Annotated in this window: 18 protein-coding genes and 1 pseudogene; 5 read left to right on the top strand and 14 right to left on the bottom strand. The window is 29.1% G+C overall.

Annotated elements, in window-relative coordinates; translation table 11 throughout:
• The first annotated feature begins 79 nt into the window (after positions 1–79).
• On the top strand, positions 80–2,263 hold the full coding sequence (locus tag ACTG3V_RS09065) for a RecQ family ATP-dependent DNA helicase (RefSeq protein WP_439131845.1): 2,184 nt from the start codon (positions 80–82) through the stop codon (positions 2,261–2,263).
• A gap of 135 nt (positions 2,264–2,398) precedes the next feature.
• Here the strand turns inward: ACTG3V_RS09065 and ACTG3V_RS09060 are convergent, their stop codons facing one another.
• The 10 genes from ACTG3V_RS09060 to ACTG3V_RS09015 form a co-directional block, all read right to left on the bottom strand.
• A complete protein-coding gene (locus ACTG3V_RS09060; RefSeq protein ID WP_439131844.1) occupies positions 2,399–3,346 on the bottom strand; it encodes a hypothetical protein in 948 nt (315 codons plus the stop codon).
• A gap of 11 nt (positions 3,347–3,357) precedes the next feature.
• Entirely contained in the window at positions 3,358–4,269 is a 912-nt protein-coding gene (locus ACTG3V_RS09055) for a DUF6175 family protein (protein ID WP_439131843.1), read from the bottom strand.
• 9 nt (positions 4,270–4,278) lie between these two features.
• Positions 4,279–4,797 (bottom strand): hypothetical protein, encoded by a 519-nt coding sequence (locus ACTG3V_RS09050; protein ID WP_439131842.1) that lies wholly within the window; start codon positions 4,795–4,797, stop codon positions 4,279–4,281.
• Positions 4,790–5,623 carry a hypothetical protein gene (locus tag ACTG3V_RS09045; RefSeq protein WP_439131841.1) on the bottom strand — a complete coding sequence of 278 codons (834 nt, stop codon included), beginning with the start codon at positions 5,621–5,623 and terminating at the stop codon, positions 4,790–4,792. The genes ACTG3V_RS09050 and ACTG3V_RS09045 overlap by 8 nt, the downstream gene beginning before the upstream one ends.
• A gap of 4 nt (positions 5,624–5,627) precedes the next feature.
• A complete protein-coding gene (locus tag ACTG3V_RS09040) occupies positions 5,628–6,497 on the bottom strand; it encodes a hypothetical protein (RefSeq protein ID WP_439131840.1) in 870 nt (289 codons plus the stop codon).
• 101 nt (positions 6,498–6,598) lie between these two features.
• A complete protein-coding gene (locus tag ACTG3V_RS09035) occupies positions 6,599–7,240 on the bottom strand; it encodes a response regulator (protein ID WP_439131839.1) in 642 nt (213 codons plus the stop codon).
• 61 nt (positions 7,241–7,301) lie between these two features.
• Positions 7,302–8,993 (bottom strand): ATP-binding protein, encoded by a 1,692-nt coding sequence (locus ACTG3V_RS09030; protein WP_439131838.1) that lies wholly within the window; start codon positions 8,991–8,993, stop codon positions 7,302–7,304.
• A gap of 1 nt (position 8,994) precedes the next feature.
• Positions 8,995–9,477: a hypothetical protein gene (locus tag ACTG3V_RS09025; protein WP_439131837.1), complete on the bottom strand. Its 483-nt coding sequence runs from the start codon at positions 9,475–9,477 to the stop codon at positions 8,995–8,997.
• A gap of 95 nt (positions 9,478–9,572) precedes the next feature.
• Positions 9,573–10,250 (bottom strand): ZIP family metal transporter, encoded by a 678-nt coding sequence (locus ACTG3V_RS09020; RefSeq protein ID WP_439131836.1) that lies wholly within the window; start codon positions 10,248–10,250, stop codon positions 9,573–9,575.
• Complete coding sequence (locus ACTG3V_RS09015) at positions 10,247–10,972, bottom strand: class I SAM-dependent methyltransferase (protein ID WP_439131835.1); 726 nt, start codon at positions 10,970–10,972, stop codon at positions 10,247–10,249. Before ACTG3V_RS09015 ends, ACTG3V_RS09020 begins: the two co-directional genes overlap by 4 nt.
• Before the next feature lie 109 nt (positions 10,973–11,081).
• Between ACTG3V_RS09015 and ACTG3V_RS09010 the strand changes: the two genes are divergently transcribed.
• Positions 11,082–12,251 carry a THUMP domain-containing class I SAM-dependent RNA methyltransferase gene (locus ACTG3V_RS09010; RefSeq protein WP_439131834.1) on the top strand — a complete coding sequence of 390 codons (1,170 nt, stop codon included), beginning with the start codon at positions 11,082–11,084 and terminating at the stop codon, positions 12,249–12,251.
• Positions 12,252–12,277: 26 nt separating this feature from the next.
• Here the strand turns inward: ACTG3V_RS09010 and ACTG3V_RS09005 are convergent, their stop codons facing one another.
• The 4 genes from ACTG3V_RS09005 to gcvT all read right to left on the bottom strand — a co-directional run bounded on the left by ACTG3V_RS09005 (position 12,278) and on the right by gcvT (position 17,835).
• Entirely contained in the window at positions 12,278–14,164 is a 1,887-nt protein-coding gene (locus ACTG3V_RS09005) for a CotH kinase family protein (RefSeq protein ID WP_439131833.1), read from the bottom strand.
• Positions 14,165–14,515: 351 nt separating this feature from the next.
• Positions 14,516–15,514, bottom strand: a complete 999-nt coding sequence (locus tag ACTG3V_RS09000) for a metal-dependent hydrolase (protein WP_439131832.1) — start codon at positions 15,512–15,514, stop codon at positions 14,516–14,518.
• Between the two features lie 12 nt (positions 15,515–15,526).
• Positions 15,527–16,645, bottom strand: coding sequence for an SDR family oxidoreductase (locus tag ACTG3V_RS08995; protein ID WP_439131831.1), 1,119 nt, complete (start codon positions 16,643–16,645; stop codon positions 15,527–15,529).
• Positions 16,646–16,749: 104 nt separating this feature from the next.
• Entirely contained in the window at positions 16,750–17,835 is a 1,086-nt protein-coding gene (gene gcvT / locus ACTG3V_RS08990; protein WP_439131830.1) for a glycine cleavage system aminomethyltransferase GcvT, read from the bottom strand.
• Positions 17,836–17,968: 133 nt separating this feature from the next.
• Here gcvT and ACTG3V_RS08985 point away from each other — a divergent pair.
• From ACTG3V_RS08985 to ACTG3V_RS08975, 3 genes and pseudogenes are all read left to right on the top strand, one after another.
• A pseudogene (locus ACTG3V_RS08985) lies at positions 17,969–19,591 on the top strand (aminopeptidase P N-terminal domain-containing protein).
• On the top strand, positions 19,591–20,253 hold the full coding sequence (locus tag ACTG3V_RS08980) for an NAD(P)H-binding protein (RefSeq protein ID WP_439131829.1): 663 nt from the start codon (positions 19,591–19,593) through the stop codon (positions 20,251–20,253). The pseudogene ACTG3V_RS08985 and the gene ACTG3V_RS08980 overlap by 1 nt, the downstream one beginning before the upstream one ends.
• Positions 20,254–20,475: a VF530 family DNA-binding protein gene (locus tag ACTG3V_RS08975; protein ID WP_439131828.1), complete on the top strand. Its 222-nt coding sequence runs from the start codon at positions 20,254–20,256 to the stop codon at positions 20,473–20,475.
• Positions 20,476–20,484 lie beyond the last annotated feature (9 nt).

Raw genomic sequence — 20,484 nt, 5'->3', positions numbered from 1 at the left:
CAAATTTACTATAAAAAAAAGTTCCAACAAACATATAGTAGTTGGTTTCTGTTTCTATAAATCATTAATTAATATTTATATGGATTTACATAGTCCTCTTAAAAAATTTTTTGGATTTAATAAATTTAAAGGATTACAAGAAGAAGTTATAAAAAGCATAGTAAACAATAATAATACTTTTGTTATTATGCCAACAGGAGGTGGAAAATCTCTGTGTTATCAATTACCAGCTTTAATGAAAGAGGGTACTGCAATTGTAGTATCTCCTTTAATTGCATTAATGAAAAACCAAGTAGATGCTATTCGAGGCATTTCAGAAAACAATGGGGTAGCACATGTATTAAATTCGTCTCTCAATAAAACAGAAATAGCTCAAGTTAAAGAAGACATTACAAATGGTATTACAAAATTGTTGTACGTTGCTCCAGAATCTTTAATAAAAGAAGAATATGTTACTTTTTTAAGAACACAAAAAATTTCTTTTGTAGCTATTGATGAAGCGCATTGTATTTCTGAATGGGGTCATGATTTTAGACCTGAGTACAGAAATTTAAAACACATTATTAGCGCTATTGATAATGTACCCGTTATTTGTTTAACGGCTACTGCAACAGAAAAAGTACAAGAAGATATTTTAAAAACTTTAGGCATTACAGATGCAAACCGTTTTAAGGCTTCATTTAATAGAGCAAATTTATTTTATGAAGTTAGGCCTAAAACGAAAGAAGTTGATAAAGATATTATTCGTTTTGTAAAACAAAGAGAAGGTAAATCTGGAATTATTTACTGTTTAAGTAGAAAAAAGGTTGAAGAAGTTGCTCAGGTTTTACAAGTAAACGGAATTAAAGCTGTGCCTTATCACGCAGGTTTAGATGCTAAAACGAGAGTGAAGCACCAAGATATGTTTTTAATGGAAGATTGTGATGTTGTTGTAGCAACCATTGCATTTGGTATGGGTATTGATAAGCCCGATGTTCGTTTTGTAATACACCACGATATTCCAAAAAGTTTAGAGAGTTATTATCAAGAAACAGGTAGAGCAGGTAGAGATGATGGTGAAGGATATTGTTTGGCTTTTTATGCGTATAAAGATATAGAAAAGTTAGAAAAATTTATGTCGAGTAAACCAGTTGCTGAACAAGAGATTGGGCATGCATTATTACAAGAAGTTGTAGGTTATGCAGAAACCTCTATGAACAGGCGTAAATATTTGCTACATTATTTTGGGGAAGATTTTGATGAAGTAAATGGAGATGGAGCTGATATGGATGATAACTCTAGAAACCCTAAGAAAAAACATGAAGCCAAAGAAGATGTAGTAAAACTTTTAGAAGTTGTAAAAGACACCCTACAAAAGTATAAAGCTAAAGAAATTGTAAATACCTTAATTGGTAAAGAAAATGCTTTATTAACTTCTCATAAAACCCACTTGCAACCCTTTTTTGGAATTGGGAAAGAGAAAGCTTCATCTTATTGGATGGCATTAATTCGTCAGGTATTGGTAGTTAATTATATCAAAAAAGAGATAGAACAATATGGTGTCATAAAATTAACAAAAAAAGGGTTGCAGTATTTGCAAAAACCTAAATCGTTTATGATGACAGAAGATCATACCTATTATGAGAACGATGATAATTCTATAGTTACCAACACAAAATCTTCTGGAGGTGTAGCTGATGAAAAGTTGACAAAACTTTTAAAAGATTTACGAAAAAAAGTTGCTGTAAAATCAGGAGTACCACCATTTGCAGTTTTTCAAGACCCTTCTATAGAAGATATGGCTTTAAAATATCCTATTACGATTGATGAACTTGCTAAAGTGCATGGAGTAGGAGAGGGAAAGGCTAGAAAATTTGGGAAAGAATTTGTTAAGTTAATTTCTTCTTATGTAGATGAAAATGATGTGTTAAGACCTGATGATCTTATTGTAAAAAGTACAGGTGTAAATTCTGGTTTAAAGTTATTCATCATTCAAAATACGGATAAAAAATTACCATTAGAAGATATCTCTAAATCAAAAGGTTTAGAAATGAGTGACTTGATTCGTGAAATGGAAAGAATTATTTTTTCTGGAACCAAAATTAATATTGATTATGCTTTGGATGATTTGTTAGATGAAGAGCAACAAGAAGAAATTCATGACTATTTTATGGAAGCAGAATCCGATGATATTGAAGAGGCTTTAGAAGAGTTTGATGGCGATTACGATGAAGAAGAATTGCGTTTAATGCGCATTAAGTTTATCAATGAGGTAGGGAATTAAATAATAAAAACTGCCATGAAAGAAAACTTTCCTAGCAGTTTTTACATAAAGAAACTTAATTTAAAATATTTAGCTATTTGTTTTTAGACAGCTCCAAATAATACTTTTGGTAATGTCTTTAAAAATAAAAAATAACTATTTGATTACGTGAATTTTAGTGTCTGGTTGGTTTTTGTAATAAGCTAATGCAATTTCTTTGATATTGTTAATCTTCGCTTTTTCAATAGCTACTTTGTCATTGTAAAGTTTCATAGTATAATCAAAAGCTTGTTTGTCTTCTTTGTCAATTTTTAATTCAATTTTTTTCATCAAATTTAAAGCTGAAGATTTGCATTTAGACTCAGGGTTAACAGTTCTTAAAATTTCTAAGCCCTTATCATAGTTTTTATCTGAAAAATAACCATTTGCAATCATTATTTTTTTATCACAAATACTATTTGAATAATTTTTATAGTAGTTTACAATTCGTGCATTTATCTTTGAACTGCATGTGGTAACACCAGAAGGTATAGAAATTAATTTAACCAATGCTTGTTCATATTGTTTACTAGCATTTAACTTATCTGCTTCTGCAATATATAAATCACAATTATTCTGATAGTAATTTACAATTTTTGTTTTTACATTTTTTAAAAATTCTTGAAATTCTTGATGATTTGTATTAATCTTCAGAATTCCATTTTTTATAGCTTTAGTTTTGCTGTTTCCAGAACCTTTAAAACGCACTGTTGTACTACCAAATTGATTATTTGTAGAAGCTTGTTTTACAAAAAGTGTAAAATCACCACTAATGATTGTAGTTGGTTGTAAACCAGCATCAATTGTTTCTTCATCATAAATTTCAATGCTAGGATAAATCAAAAAATCTGAATAATACCCACTTGCTGCAACATCATTTTTAGAAATGATTTGTTTAATTTTAGATTTTATTTTAGCAAAGTTAGACGAACTAATTTTCTCCTCATTTTGAGGCATTACAATAGATAATACTATTCTAGAATTTAATAATTCTTGAGTTTCTTGAGAGTTTGTATTACTAATAGTAAGTAAACAAAAGATAAACCATATTGCTTTAGTTTTCATAATATATATTTTTAAGGTAGAATAATTCGTATAGTTCCTTCAGAAATAGAGGGTTTTGTTCGTTTTACTTTTATGCCTGTTCCTCTACAAATTTTTGCTATGGCTCTTGATATACTTCTAGAAAAATCATTAATTGTATAATTGTTACCAGTTTCTGTTCTTAAAGGAATTCTTACTTCATCAAAACTTAATACGTTTTCAGAGTCTTGTTTTATTCTATATTGATTTTTGTATGCATTATTTTTTACCCATTCTGTAATTAATTCTGAAACAAAGTCCGCATTATCACCAATTTCATCATCTAATTTTATTTTGCTATCTTCAGTAACAGAAATTTCAATGGTTATGGCTTTACCAAGCTCAATTATTTGTCCAAAAGCCTCATTTAAACCGTCGATAAATTTTTCTATTCTATTTTCTTCAGTTAATACTCTATCCACTAAATATCCATAATCGGTTGTTTTAAAGGGCGGAGATGATGCTACAGGTAAATCATATAGAGACATTCTTGATGAAGTTTCAATAGCCTTTAAAGAAATTTGAACACTATTAGTGGTACCACCATCTTCTGAATGTATATTTATAAAGGCTTTTACAATAATATCGGTTCTAGCTTCTGCATAAATTGCTTCCTCTACATTAAAATTAGCATTTTTAAGAGAGTTTATTGCCTTCGTTCTTTTAACTTGATTTATGGTTTCTTGTAAATCTTTAGGTCTAAAACCTCTTTCTTGAAATGCATTGTTTACTCGAGCAATTATAGATTGCCATTTAAAATCATTTTCAAATAATTCTAGTGCATTTTGCCCTCCTTTAGTAAAAGGCATTACCATTATTGTCGGCTGAATTTGTTCTACTTCTTGCCCTGCTAATTTATTAGCAATTATTGCAATAAATAGAAATAGGAAAATTTTTTGTTTCATAATACTGTTTTAAAATCCGAATTTTCTAATTATGTTATTCTGTTCTAAATCTTTACGAAGTGGTTTAACATTGATAAGCACATCAACCGCAACTACAAGTGCATCTACCATTTCTTGTTTTGCTTGCTTTTTGTTAATTTTAGTAGCAATAACTTTTTGTTTTTGCCCTCCAACAAATATGCTCTCAGAGATGTAAGTTAAAAACTTTTTACTACCAAAAAACTCATTAAAGTAAGCCGGATTTTTTTGTTTTGCTGTTTTTTCGTTGTAAGAAACTAAGGGTTTAGAAATACTAGAGTTTGGTATTCCTCTAAAAAATAATGTTTCAATTGCTCTAATTTGAGCATCTTCAATAGCCGCATTTTCATTAACACCATAACCTAAAACTCTTACATTAAGAATGTCTCCTGTATAGCTTTGGTAAGTAAGTTCTGATGTTGGAAAAAAAGCAACTTGTTTTGATCCACAACTTATATTTAAAAATAAAATAAATAGTAGAGGTAAAATATAGTTTAATTTATTAGTCATTATTTATTGTTTTACAAATTAATTTTTTATTCTCGTTTAATGTTTTGTATATTTTTTTACCACCATCTGTAACTTTTGCATCAGAAAAATCTTCGCTTAATACATTAGTGATTTTTACTTCGCCAATAATTCTAGGAAGTGGTTTTCCAAGAGAGTTGTCTATAAAATATACTTGAAATTTTTGTCCTTTAGTAATCCCTATTTTAGAGCCTCCATCTAGTAATACAACAGTTGCTTTAGATTTTTTTTCTTCTTCAATTCTAACAAGATTAAGTTTAATAGGGAAACTAGAAGAAAAATATTCTTTTAAAGGGTTAATAGTGGTTTGTATTGCGCTTTGTAAAGCACTTTCTGGAGTAAGTTTTATTTCACTATTTCCTGATGAAAAAGTTGCTGTGCCATTTTGTATTATTTCTCCACTTTCTGTATTAATTATTTTTGTGGTGTAGGTAATAGTAGCTTTGTAACCTTTACCCGCATTTAGCCTAAGAAATTTAATACTTGTTAAAACCCCTGTTAATGTATATTCTGCACTAATAGATTTGTTAGCCTCTAACCAATTTTCAGATTTGTAATTTTCTTGTGCTTTTTGAATGGCTTCTTTTCGAGCTGTACCATCTAAATCAATTACTTGAAATCTGTTTTGTTGGTTTAAAACATCTAAAACCCGTTCAGACACCATAGGTGCAAAACGCTCTTGTTTTACATTATTTGCGGTAAATTTTGCAACACCAACTATTAACCTATAATCATCGGTTTCTTGGCTATAAATTTGAGAACTTAATATGAATACAAAAAAGAATAGTTTTGTGATTTTATATATCATTTTTTTACTCTGCCTTTAGCTGTTCTATATATTTTTTTGATTCTTTTAGGTTGTTTACAATTTTGGGTAACTGAGCAATAATTGCAGCTTGAAACACTCCAGCAGTTACTGCATCTTTTCCCATAGGAATTTTTTGAAAAGGACTAGCAGTTGCAATCTCTTTACTGCTTAATGCTGCTAAGCCTGTTAATGCAGCTTGTTTTAGGAGTAAACCACCTCCGATTTTTAAAGAATTATTCAATCCATCTAATTCTTTATCACTTAAGTTTTTTATCTGTTCTGGAGACATTTTATTACACTTTGCATCAAAAAGGGTGTATTCTGTAATTTTTCCTAGTGTAGGATCATCAACTTCTTTAATATCTACCGAAAATAAATTGTAGTTTTCTCTTAATTCAATTGTTTTTTGATATAATTCTTGGGCCGCAGAAAGGTATAGTTTAGAGCTACCTCTTGACCAATATTTTGCTTGTTTAAGTGGCTTTGTTACTTTTTTCACAAAAATTACAGGATGATTTGGTGACTTAACACCTTTTATAAGAATATAGTCTAGCCTCTTGTTCTTTTCTTTTTTTATTTTTTTAATCCACTTTTTTGATTTAAAAGCTTTATTGTCAATGTCTTTAATTAATAAACCATCGCTTCTTAAAGTACAATCGTTGGGTAAAAAAACAAGCTTTCCTTGTTGTATGGTAAAGCTTCCTGAATAGGTTTCAATAGAGTTATCATTAACGATATCTTTGTCTATAGAAACATCATTTAAATTTACATCACTTAAAACTACTGTATTTAAGTCTGCATAATTACTTTGTGCATTAAGGTGGTAGCAGAACAGTAATAAAAAAGTAAAAAAAGCTTTTGTTATTTTTTTCATAATATTTGAATTTAGTTAATAACCAAATATATAAAAATTAAAGTAATGTTAAAATACCTACTAATAGGTATTTTTTATGTTAAAAAAATTATGAAAATGTATTAAAAGCGATATTTCATATCAATAGCATATTTTACCAATTCGTTTCCTGAGTTAAATTCAAGTTTACGAATCATGTTTTTACGATGGGTATCTACTGTTGTTTTGGCAATAAACAAGATTTCTGAAATTTCTTTGGATGTTTTTCCATTGGCAATTAAACCTAAAATTTCTTTTTCTCTGTTCGATAAGATGATGTTTTCAGATTCTCCAATTGTAACATTATCATCAATATAATTATTCATAAAATTAAAGGCTACATTGGGGTCAAAGAAAGTTTCACCACTAGCAACTTTACCAATGGCTTCAGATAACATTTTGATTCCTGAATTTTTTAAAATATACCCTGTTGCACCTGCATCTAACATTTGTTTAATGGCTTCTGGTTGATCGAACATAGTCATGGCTAAAATAAAAATGTGAGGAAATTTTTGCTTTATGATTCTTGTTGCTTGTATTCCGTCCATAATTGGCATTCTAATATCAGTAATTACCAGTTTTGGACGTTTTAAAGCAACCACCTTTACCAAATCATCACCATTATTTACAGAATCTATGATGTTAATCTCTTCATCATACTCAAAAAAAGAAGTGACACCATCAATCAACATTTGATGATCTTCTGCCATTACAATTGTTATCATAGTTTATTTTTGATTAAAAATACAACTTTTAGTAAACTAATACCTACCTACAAATAATGATTTAAGCAATAGGGATGTCTAAAATAACAGAGCTTCCTTTTCCAAGCGTAGCATCTATAGTAAAATTACCCCCTAAATGCTCAACTCTAGTTTTTATTGAGCTTATACCCATTCCGTTATTTAAGTTTACTTTTTTGACGTCAAAACCTTTACCATCATCTTCAATAATAATATTTAGGTTTTTATCATATAAAGAAATATTGATTGTAGCATTTTTAGCCTCTGCATGTTTTATGATATTGGTTACCAATTCTTGAATAATTCTAAACAAAGTAAGTTCTAAAGTGTTTTCTAAACGTTTGTTTAAACCAAAATGAATCACCTCTATTTTAATTTTATCTGCAGATGATATTTTATCGGCCATCATTTGCAAAGCCAATAACAAACCTTGGTTTGCAATAACTCCGGCATTTTTGGCATGAGCAATCCTGCGTACTTTTAAATAGGCCTCATCAATTAAATTCTCTGTTTTATTAAATAATTCGTCTTGATTTATTTTCTTTTTTTCTCTATTGATTTTTAAATTTTCGAAGTGTAATTTTAAGGTAGCCAAAACAGAGCCCAAATTGTCATGTAAATCTTCGGCAATCTGTTTACGTTCTTTTTCTTGGCCATCTACCATAGCGTTTATGGTGGTTATTTCTTGTTCTTTAATTAAGTTTAAATTCTTTTGTTTTTCGAGCTGTTTTTGTTGTTCTGCGAGTTTATGTTTTCTTTGAGAACTTTTAAACGCTAAAACGGCTATAATACTACCCGAAAAAATAAATAGGAGAGAGGCTATTAGTAAATTTCTGTTTTGTTCTTTATCTATTTTTAGTTGAAGGTTTTCCTTTTCTTGTTCAGCTGTTTTATATTTTTTATCTAAATCGGAAATTGCTATGTTTTGAGCAGTATTATTTAAGCTATCTCTAGCAATATTATATTTTTCATAGTATTCGTAGGCTTTTTTGTAGTCTCCAACTTCTTTATAACAGTTTGCTAGATAGCCATATATAATTTTATTATATTTTAATTGATATCTATCTAATTTTATAGCCTCAGCTTTTTTTAATTGTTTTAAGGCTTCAATCTTTTTATTTTGACCTGTTAAAAAAAGTGAATAATTAATATAAGTACCAACCAACTGACGCTTATTCATTAACTCCTTTAAATCTAATGTTTTTTTAAAATAATATGCTGCTGTATCTGGATATTTCTTAGTATGTAAATACGCTAAATTAGAATATGTACTAACTTTATATTTTGAAAGCTTTTTACTGCTTGTTAGTTGTAAAGCTTTTAAGTAATATGATTTTGGTACTTGTATAGAATCTTTATTCCAGTAATATTGAGCATATCTATTTAAAGATTTTAAAATTAGAAAGGAATCCTTTTTTTTTAAAGCATATGCATAATAATCATCTAAATAAGGTTTTGAGTTGCCTTCTAAATTAATTTGAGATGTAATTAATTCAAAGATTTCTAAGTTACATTTTGCAATACTATCTTCAAGATTTAGTTTTTTATATAAATCTAGAGAATTTATATAGTTTTTATAAGCTTTAAAATGCTTATTCTCGTAGTCAAATTGTTTTGCTTTTTTGTAATAAAAATATGCAGAATCTAATGTAGCATTTTGAGCATAACAAAAACTACAAACCAATAAAAATAAGATTTGTAGTTTTACATGCTTTATGTATTTAAAAAAATACATTTTACGGGCCTTCTACAATTACACCACCTCCAGTATCATCGGGTAAAGCTATACTTCTTTTAAAGTCAAAAATATCTGGACCCAATACAGGGAGATCTTCAGGAGATGATAATATATTTGTACTATTAAAAATAATAACTTTAATTTCATTATAATTAATTAAACCATCTCTATTGGCATGATATTCAATATCTGCTAAATCAAACGTTATTTCTCCAATAAAAACTTTATGATCATGTCTTCTTTCAATTATTTTATCATCAGTTAAGTGTATGAAAATACAGTCTTTCCCAATTACCTCATATAAGAATATTTTTTTTACCTTAAATCTATCATTAGGTAAAGGAGTCTTTATTTTAAATTTTTCACCTTTTTTATTTATATAACTATGCTTTTTTTTCCAATCAGCTAAATCAAAATTTAGTAAATTTTTAAAAATAATTTCTTCTTTTTGGGTAATTAATTTTGATTTTAATTCTTTCATAAATAATAAATTTTATATTTTCAAATATCAACAATATTCAAAACATAAATATACCTACAAATAGGTATTTTTATACCACTAAATATAAGTATAAATTAAAGAGTAAGTAACGTTAATATTACCCCTAAAAGAATTGCTGTAAACTTTTGAAGGTTAAATTTATGGTTTTCAGTACTTTCAAAAAGAATAATGGTAGAGATATGCAAAAATACACCTATAATTAATGCTGTAATTTCGGATGCATAAGTAGTAAAAAACACTATTTTATCACCTAAAAGAACTCCTAAAGGACTCATAAGTGCAAAAATTACTAAAAAGACAAAGACAATTTTTTTGTCGAATTTTGGTTGTAATAAAAAGGTTGTCAGTACAATAGCAATCGGAATTTTATGCACTACAATTGCCCACAATAAATTGTCTCCTGCATGATGAATGGGTAATCCTTCTGAAAACGCATGTATGCATAAGCTTATAAATAATAAGGTTGGAAATTGTTTTCCATCGGAATGTAAATGAATATGACCATGTTCTGCGCCTTTAGAAAAAGATTCTAAAACAGATTGTAGAATAATACCAATTAAAATAAAAACACCAATTGTTTTAGTATCTGTATTATCAGAGTAAACTTCTGGCAATAAATGTAAAATTGTTACAGATAGCAGGTAAGCGCCACTAAAAGCCAATAGTAAACGCACAAGTTTTTTACTAGGTTTTATAAATAAAACAATGAGAGCTCCTAGCAATACTGCTATAATTAATAGTATATAATTCACTTTGCTACTATAATTAATCTGTTAGATGTTTTTATATCAAACTCATTTAAATGATAATCACCAAAAATATTGGTTATGGTAAAACCAACTTTGGTAAAATAATTTGTCAATTTAGTACTATCTAAATATTTTACTTTTTCTGTAAAAGTGTGTTGCTTATCATCAGCAAAAAAAGAAATATTTTTACAAATAAAACCATCTTTAATTTCTCTTTTGATGTAAAATGTAATATCATCAACAATTTTAGTTTCTTCTGATACTAATGTGTCTTTAACAAAACTGGCATTTAAAAAATCGAATACAAAATACCCATTTTTCCTTAAACCCTTTTTAATGTTTTTTAAGATTAATAGGTCTTCTTTATCATCATCAAAATAACCAAAGCTCGTAAATAAATTAAATACAGCATCGTATTTATTATTGAACGGTTTGCGCATGTCATGCACTTTAAAAGTTAACCTTTCGTTTTCAAATTTTTTTGCATTATTTATACTATTTTCAGCTAAATCACCTCCTGTTACTTTGTATCCTAAAGAATTTAAAAACACGGCATGTCTGCCTTTACCACAAGGTAAATCTAAAATATGAGTCGATTTGGGTAAAACTAAAAACTCAGTAATATTTTTCATAAATACTTGAGCATCTTCATCATTTCTATCTTTATACAAAATATGATAATAGGGTGTATTAAACCATTCCGTAAACCAATCTTTGTTTTTCATATTTTAAATAAGTCTGTAAAAGTAATTAAATCTTACTTTAGAAAAAATGAAATTCTGTATTTCTGAAATATCCTTTTTTAAAATGTATTTTTGCAAAGAATTTATAAGTATGAACAGAGATTTTAAAATGACAGCAACAACACTTTTTGGTTTAGAAGGTGTTTTGGCAAAAGAATTGAAACAACTTGGTGCTCAAGATATAAAAGAAGGAGTTAGAAGTGTTTCTTTTAAAGGTGATAAGGGATTTATGTATAAAGCAAACATTGCTTTACGAACTGCTGTGCGTATTTTAAAGCCTATTAAAACCTGTAAAATTTATGATGAAGAAGATTTATATGAAGCAATACAGAAAATAAAATGGGAAAATTATTTAGATGCTGAAGGTACTTTTGCCATTGGCGCTGTTGTAAATTCTAAAAACTTTACATCAAATTCGCATTATATTTCTTTAAAATCTAAAGATGCTGTTGCAGATTATTTTAGGCATAAATACCATAAAAGACCCAATGTAGATTTAAAATATCCTGATGTTAAGATTCATGTGCATATTCAAAAAGAATGGTTAACGGTTTCTTTAGATTCTTCTGGAGATTCACTTCATAAACGAGGTTATAGAACTGCTACCAACATTGCACCTATAAACGAAGTTTTGGCTGCTGGTATGGTTTTATTATCAGGTTATACAGGTGATGAAAACTTTATAGACCCAATGTGTGGATCTGGTACAATTTTGATTGAAGCTGCAATGATTGCCAATAATATTCCTGCCAACATCAACAGAAAATTGTTTGCTTTTGAACAATGGAAAGATTATGATGAAGATTTATATTTTGTAATACAAGATGCGTTATTGAAAAAAATAAGGAATTCTCATTTTAAAATTATGGGTTTTGATAAAGCACCCTCTGCAGTACAAAAAGCAAAAGCCAATGTGATTTCTGCCAATTTAGAGGAGTTTATTGGGGTACATCATGTTAATTTTTTTAATTCAACTAAAGAGGTTTTTGGCAATACCACCATTTTGTTTAATCCACCTTATGGAGAACGTTTAAATATTGATACCAACGAATTTTATAAAAAAATAGGTGATACTTTAAAACACAATTATCCTGGTTCTACAGCTTGGTTAATTACGTCTGACACAGATGCTTTAAAGTCAGTAGGATTACGAACTTCTAAACGAATAGCGTTAAAGAATGGAGATTTAGACTGTAAATTTGTAAAATATGAACTGTATGAAGGTTCACGAAAAATAAAAAAAGTAGGTAGAGAAGCGTAGTTTTTGTGTGAAAACTGGTACTTCTTTTAATTCTTTATAATTTTATCTTTCTTAATAATTCCAGTTCCATTTGAAATGGTGTAATAATACATTCCTTTTTTAAGATGATGTAAACCTAATTTTGGGTTATGATTATCAATTTTAAATTCTCCAAGTTTTTGCCCAATAGCATTAAAAACGCGAAAGTGTAATGTGATGTTTTTGGATTTAGAATTTAATCTAAAGTAAATATTTCCATTTGTAGGATTTGGGTAAACTACTATTTTATTTTCTAAAAAAATGTCAGTATTGGCAAGTGTGTAAGGATTTGCTAGCCAATTTCTAGCGATATTATTGTCAGAATTTAGGTCTTTAAGTTGTAAAAAAGCACCCAATCCATCAGCTGCTGCTGGCCAAGGATTTTCATCATTATACATCACTTCATCAATACGATTCCCAAACGCATCAGCTAATACAAGGTGATACGAATTGTTACTTAAACTTCTATGGTACTCGCCAAAAGGAGTAATACCATAATATTCTTCAAAAACCTCTGAATCATTACATAAATAAATTTGTTTATTTGCAGCGATGCTACTATTTGGAGGAAATTGATAAGATATGCCTAATTCAGAAATATAATATCCACTTAAATTAACATTTGTATTAGAATTATTAGTAATCTCAATAAACTCTAATTTTTTGCTAGAATAATCGCCATCTTCTAATGGATGATAATGTATTTTACTGATCACTAAATTGGGCGTTGAAACATTTTGACAATTGGTAAAAGTACCAAGGTTGGTATCCATCCAATCTATTCTGTTTTGAATCCAAATTTTTATGGCAGCAATATTTTCGGCGTGATTTGCTACAGTTCCCCAGCGTTGTTGTTCTCTTATTTGAGATTCTCTTAATAGATCCCTAAGTTCATCAATCTTAGCCTCAATTACATTGTAATTTAAGGCGCTATTGGTGGTTGTTAATTCAGACCATCGTTTTGCAAAATAACACTTAAAGGTTTTGTCACGAAACAAATCTTTCCAAAATTTAGTTCCAGTATTTTCATAATCAAACTGCCATACGTTGTAATGACTTCTGTCAAAACCCCATAAAAATAAATCATTATCAAAGGTAAGATTATAGTCCCAAATTGGGCCAGCTCTAAGTTTACCACCTTTGTCTTTGTGAAAATAAGTGCTAAATTGATAAGCATCTGCATTCGATGTTAATTCTGCCATAATCATAAAATCTATAAAACTTGGAACATCTATAATAGCAGGATAACCATCAATAATTGATGAATTTATAGGGTTTGTTTTATTCGCTAAATCATTAAAAACATCTCTAATATAAGCAGCTTGCAGATTTGTTATATCTTCAGAATTTGGGTTATCGTGTAAAAATTCGGTAAACCAACCATTTGTGTTGGGCAAAGTCCAAGCTACAGCATCACCTCCAGTAGTTTTATCAGCTTTTACTAAATATCCACCAGTAATACTTCTAGGTCCGTTATCATTTTCGGATAACTTTTTTATGTCTACCCTGTCAGAATCAATTTTAATTTTTTCTGTTAAAATGTATACACCCTTATAGTCATTATTAACAATTACTTCAACATATTTTACTCTAGGTGCATAATTGCCCATATTTTGTGCCAAGGTGTACGATAAATAATCTCGAATCATAGAAGGATCAAAAGCCAAAGAATTTAAAACCCAATCATTTTCTGATGGTAACCCAAGCAAACTGACATTGTTATTAGTAACATCATCTGATTCTAAGGTTTCGAATCCGTAAGGTTTTTTATCTAAATCTTGAGAGCTACTTCCTCTTAATTCAATTCCTATTTTACCATTATAATTAAGGTAGTTGCTGTTATTAATATCGCTTGCATAATTTCTGGATTCATCTGGTCTATAAATAATTTTCATGGACGCTGAAATTTTAGGGGAATCAAGTATCGCAAAAGGTAATTTAGTACTCGGGTTAATTTCAGTATTTACTATTAAAATAGGCAGGTTGCTATTGGTTAAAATGGTTTGTTGCGCACAAAGAATCGTTGATAATAAAAGAAAAGTAAGTTTACTTATTTTTTTAAAATTGATCATATTTTAATCATTGTACACTTTAAAAATCAATTGTTATCCATTCTTTTTTAAACTGCAGTTTACGAAAAATTACTGTGTAATACTTTGATTTTTAGTTTTTTTAAAATAAAAACCGTCTGCTAAGTTAGTTTTATTTTAAAGATAAATCAATAATTTAACTTTTACCCTACTATCTTAATTACCCTGAATTCTTTGCCATAATTCAGTCAAAAGTTTTTTGGCATCTCGTTTTTTCTTTTTTTCTTCAATAAAAAAGGGAGTGCCATTTTTATCAATTTTAATTTTGTATTTAAAAACAAAATTTTGTGCATTGGGTTGTATGCTTAAAGTGCCAAATCGTAAATCGTTAAAATAAAGGGTGTCATTTTTTTTGTTGATGGTAAACCAGCCTTTTGAAATTGCTATCATCCGTTTTGTTTTTGAGTGATGAACTAAATCGCCCAACAAATGATGGTTTTTCTGATATTCTGAAAATTGAACCGGGTTTTTATCAAAAAAGGAAGAATTCCCAATTAAAAAAGCATCTTTGGTTTCCACATTCGCGGTCCATAAAATAGTGTTTAACGGACTTGGTTTTGTTTCAATTTCAGTATACGTAATGTTTTGTTGTTGTAATTCTTTTGTGAATTTTTGATAAGAAACTCCCTTTAAAATTAAGGTTAATAGTAAGTAAGAAGTACTAACCCATAAACCACAAGTATTATACAATTTTCTTTTTTTAGAAGCTCGTTTTTGAAACATTGCTAAAAGTAAGAAAACTAAAAAAGGAATGGTGTATAAAGGATCTATCACAAAAATATTTTTGAATGCCAAACGAATCTCAAAAGGCCAAAATAATTGAGTTCCCCAAGTGGTGTGTGCATCTAAAATTGGATGCGTAAAAAATGTTAGAAAGAAAAAAAAAGTCCAACCTTTTCTAGAGTTATATTTCTCAAATTTAGAAACTAAGTAGGCAAAAATTGGTGCAAAAATGATTGAAAAAAGTAAGGAATGTGTAAACCCTCTATGAATTTCTAAAGAAGTAACAGTATCTGTAAAATTACCTGCTATGACATCTAAATCAGGAATTGTACCAGCAATAGCTCCATACAACATCGCTTTGTTGCCAATTTTTTTTCCTAAAACAGCTTCACCAACTGCAGCACCTAAAACGATTTGTGTTAATGAATCCAAAAGAGTTGTATTTTATAAATAACTTTTTCTAAATTTTTTTTCCACAGAAAAATCAATTAAATTCATAAAGTTTTCGTGTACACCTAAAGTAATGTCTAATTGCAATTGATCTATTAATTTTAAGATTTGTTCCGATTTAAATTGCAAATCTGGTACAGAAACGTATTTTTCAAAAAGGCCACCAATACTTTTGTAATACAACTGTTCAAAAGCGTTTAAATTTTCTGGTTTTTGATCTACATATTCGTAGGTTTTAATATTAAATGATTCCAAGACATCACCCACATAATTTTTATGTAAAATCTGTTTGGGATTTACAATATTTAACTCTTTAATGGTAGGATTTAAAAAAGCGTGTAAAATAGCTTTTGATACAAAATCTACAGGAACAATATTTAAACCACTTTTTTTATCAACCCAAATTCTAAAATTATCTTTGGCTTTTTTAGCATATTTATCTAAAAATATGGCCCAAGAATAAAAAACATCAAATTTAGGAGTTTCGTAAAAAGGCTTATCAATTAAACGACCACAAATGATACTTGGTCTTAAAATTTGTGCCTCTATATTTTTAGCTTTACAGGTTTCTTTTACAAAACGTTCGCTTTCATATTTTGATTTTTCATAGGGATTTCTAAAACTAGTAACCTCGTAATTTTCTATGCGATCATTCACTTTGTTATTTTGAATTCCGAAAGAATACGCAGTACTGATGTATAAAAAACGAGTAACATTTTTTGGGATTTCTTGTAAAAGTTGCTGCGTAACTAAATAATTTTGTGTGTGTACTTTTTCTTTAGAATCACTAGTATTCAATAAATTTGTAGAACCAGCACAATGAATTATAGTATCAAAAGGATATTTGCAAAGTGTTTCTTTTGTTATTGTTGATAAATCTTGAGGAATTACCGTAATTTTTTCTAGGCATGCATCGAGTGTAAATTGGTTTAAAAACTCGGGGCGAGATTCATCTTTTAAAATAGCAATTAATCTTTGTTGCGCAGATTTCTCACCATTTCTAATAATTACAAAAAGATGATCAACAGTTTTATCGATAATTGCTTTGTGCAACCATTCAAAAATTATATGACTTCCAACAATACCTGTTCCACCAGTTAATAAACAATTCATAGTAATATTTATCGAAAAATTTTAGGTAACGAAAATAGTTTTTTTAAAATTATAAAACCTTGCAAAGTGCAAGGTTTTATTTATAATGTAATAAGATGAATTTTTTATCCTTTATAAAAAGGCAATTTTACAACAGTTGCAGGAATTGCTTTTTTACGAACCTGTATATAAATTTCTGATCCAGTTTTGGTCATTTCTCTAGGTACATAACCTAAACCAATTCCTTTGCCTAAACTTGGGCTCATGGTTCCAGAAGTTACATTACCTATAACATTTTCATCAACATCAACAATATTATAACCCTGCCTTGGAATTCCTCTTTCATTGAGTTCAAAGGCAACTAAACGTCTTTCAGGTTTCGCTTCTTTTTGTTTTGCTAATGCCTTATGATTTACAAATTCTTTGGTAAATTTTGTAATCCATCCTAAACCAGCTTCAATTGGTGAAGTAGTATCATTAATATCATTGCCATACAAACAATACCCCATTTCTAAGCGTAAAGTATCTCTTGCAGCTAACCCTATTGGTTTGATGTCAAAATTAGCACCAGCTTCAAAAACTTTGTTCCAAATGTGTTCCACTTCATCATTTTTACAATAAATTTCAAATCCGCCAGAACCTGTATACCCAGTTGCAGAGATAATTACGTGTTCAATACCCGCAAAATCACCAACTTTAAATTTATAAAACGGAATGGCAGCCAAATCTAAAGACGATAAAGATTGCATCGCTTCAACAGCTTTAGGTCCTTGAATGGCTAATAAGGAATAATCGTCTGATAAATCTCGTAAATCCGCTCCAAATTCCTGGTTATATTTCGAAATCCAATTCCAATCTTTTTCAATATTAGACGCATTTACGACTAATAAATACGTATTTTCTTTTATTCTGTAGCAAATTAAGTCGTCTACAATTCCCATATCTTCATTAGGAAAACAACTATATTGAGCATCACCAATGGCTAATTTAGAAGCGTCATTTGATGTAACTTTTTGAATTAGCGCTAAAGCATTTTCACCAGATACTAAAAATTCTCCCATGTGGCTTACATCAAAAACACCAACTCCATTTCTTACTGTTAAATGTTCTGTGGTAACACCTTCATAAGAAACAGGCATATTATAACCTGCAAAAGGAACCATTTTTGCACCTAAATTTACATGAATTTTGTGTAATGCTATATTTTTCATTTGTAGATTTCTTTAAATTTGGGCTAAATTATTGAAAAATTCACAATTAACAACCACTAATATTTTGTTAATATTTGGATTCAAAAAAAATATTAATGTTACATTTGAAAATACAACCTTTAAATCCATTTCAATGAAGATTTTTAAAATTTTATCCATTTTATTTTTAAGTATTTCAGTACCTACTTTTACGCAAACACCAACAGATTATTTACCTGCGGACTTTCATAAAGAAAGGAGAGAAGCATTACGTGCTAAAATGCCAGCAAATTCAGTTGCTGTGGTTTTTGCAAATCCACTAAGAAATAGAGCTAATGATGTAGATTATGTTTTTCATCAAGATCCTAATTTTTATTACCTAACAGGATATAGAGAACCAAATGGAGTGTTAGTTTTATTTTCTGATGAGCAAACAGATGCAGATGGTAATACCTATGATGAGATTTTGTATGTGCAAAAAAGAGATCCGAGAGCAGAACAATGGAATGGAAAACGTTTAGGTGTAGAAGGATCAAAAAGCTAATTAGGTTTTGATATATCTAAAAACGCCAATGAATTTTTAACTGATGAATTAAATTTTAAAAATTTTGATAACGTTTATATTGAAAAGTTTAATGACGATTATAGGGATTTGGGTGGTGCAGATATTTTTGATTTGGTAAAAAGTTTTAAGCAAAAAGCGGGTTATGATCCTTCTATTTTTTTATCAAGAATGAAAGAATATGTCTATAACAACGTTGCTGCAACGCCTATTGAGAGCAGTGCTAACGTAATTAGCATTATTGATAGATTGGCTGATCGTTCATCAGAAATTAAAAATGATGAATTATTGAATAAATATAAATCTGCAGAAACAGCTGAATTGAAAAAGGAAATTCAACAAAAAATTTCTTTAGCTTTAAAGCCTAAAACAAATATTAACTTAACATTTTTATCATCAAATTTAGCAACAATGCGTGAGGTAAAAACTGAAGCAGAATTAAAGTTGTTAACGAAAGCTGTTCGTATTTCTGCTGTTGGACAAAATGAAGTGATGAAAGCCATGAAACCTCATATGTCTGAAACCGAATTGCAAGGTATTCATGAATTTGTGTATAAAAAATACGGAGCAGAATATGAAGGTTATCCATCAATTGTAGGAGCAGGAAATAATGGTTGTATTCTACATTACATAGAAAATAATAAAACAAAAGTGGGTAACGATTTGGTTTTAATGGATTTAGGGGCTGAATATAGAGGATACACTGCAGATGTTACTAGAACAATTCCTGCAAGCGGAAAATTTACTGCTGAGCAAAAAGCAATTTATGATTTGGTTTATGAAGCGCAAGAAGCTGGTATTGCTCTGTATACTATTGGTACAAATATGCAAGCTCCAAATCAGGCTGCACGAAAAATTATCAATGAAGGTTTGTTTAAGCTTGGGATAATAAAATCGGTTGATGAAAGACATAACTATTTTCCTCACGGAACTTCACATCATATTGGTTTAGATGTTCACGATCCTGGAAATTATGGTAATTTCGAGAAAAATATGGTAGTAACTATGGAGCCAGGTATTTATATTCCAGAAGGGAGTCCTTGTGATAAAAAATGGTGGGGAATTGCAGTAAGAATTGAAGATGATATTTTAGTTACTGATGGAGCACCTGTTAATCTTTCTGGAGAATCTCCAAGAAAATCAGATGAGATTGAAAAAATGATGGCTAAAAAATCGATTTTAGACGAATTTATTTTACCAGATTTAGACAAATAATGAGTAAAACTGCTATTATTTTAGGAGCTACAGGTTTAACAGGTGGCATTTTATTACAAAAGCTAATAAGAGATAATAGATATTCTAAAATTAAATTGTTTTCAAGAAATTCAGTTCATATTTCTTCAGATAAAATAGAAGAACATCTTATAGATGTTTTGCAATTGGAAAACCATTCAAAAGACTTCATAGCAGATGAGGTCTTTTGTTGTATAGGTACTACAGCAGCTAAAACAAAAGATAAAAAGCTTTATAAATCAATAGATTATGGAATTCCTGTAAGTGCAGCAAAAATCGCAAAACAACATAAAATTGATACGTTTGTAGTGATGTCTTCAATGGGAGCAGATGCTAATAGCACCATTTTTTATAATAAAACTAAAGGCGAAATGGAACGAGATGTTTTGCAACAAAACATTAAAAACACTTATATTTTAAGACCTTCTTTAATTGGAGGAAATCGTGAAGAGAATCGTTTAGGAGAAAGGATAGGAAAAGTTGTTATGCGTTTTTTAAATCCTTTTATGATTGGAAATTTAAAAAAGTATAAAATGATTCATCCCGAAAAAATAGCGACTTGTATGCAGGTTTTGGCAAACACAACTAACGAGCAAGTTATATTGAGTTCTGATGAAATAGTAGAAATATCAAAAACTATATAAATGAGTAAAGAACAGCCCAACAACCCATTACATGGTATAAAACTAGCTACAATGTTAGAAGAATTATATCTAGAATATGGCTGGGAAGAATTAGGATATTCTTTAAATATCAATGCTTTTAAGAAAAATCCAACGTATAAATCATCCTTAAAATTTTTAAGAACTACACCTTGGGCTAGAGAAAAAGTTGAAAAATTTTATCTAAAAAATATGATTGATTGACTAACTTCT

Origin of the sequence: Polaribacter sp., assembly GCF_965660385.1 — a bacterium.
Taxonomy (GTDB): domain Bacteria; phylum Bacteroidota; class Bacteroidia; order Flavobacteriales; family Flavobacteriaceae; genus Polaribacter.
Note: the sequence above shows the minus strand (reverse complement) of the source record. Positions and strands in the feature narration are given on the sequence as shown.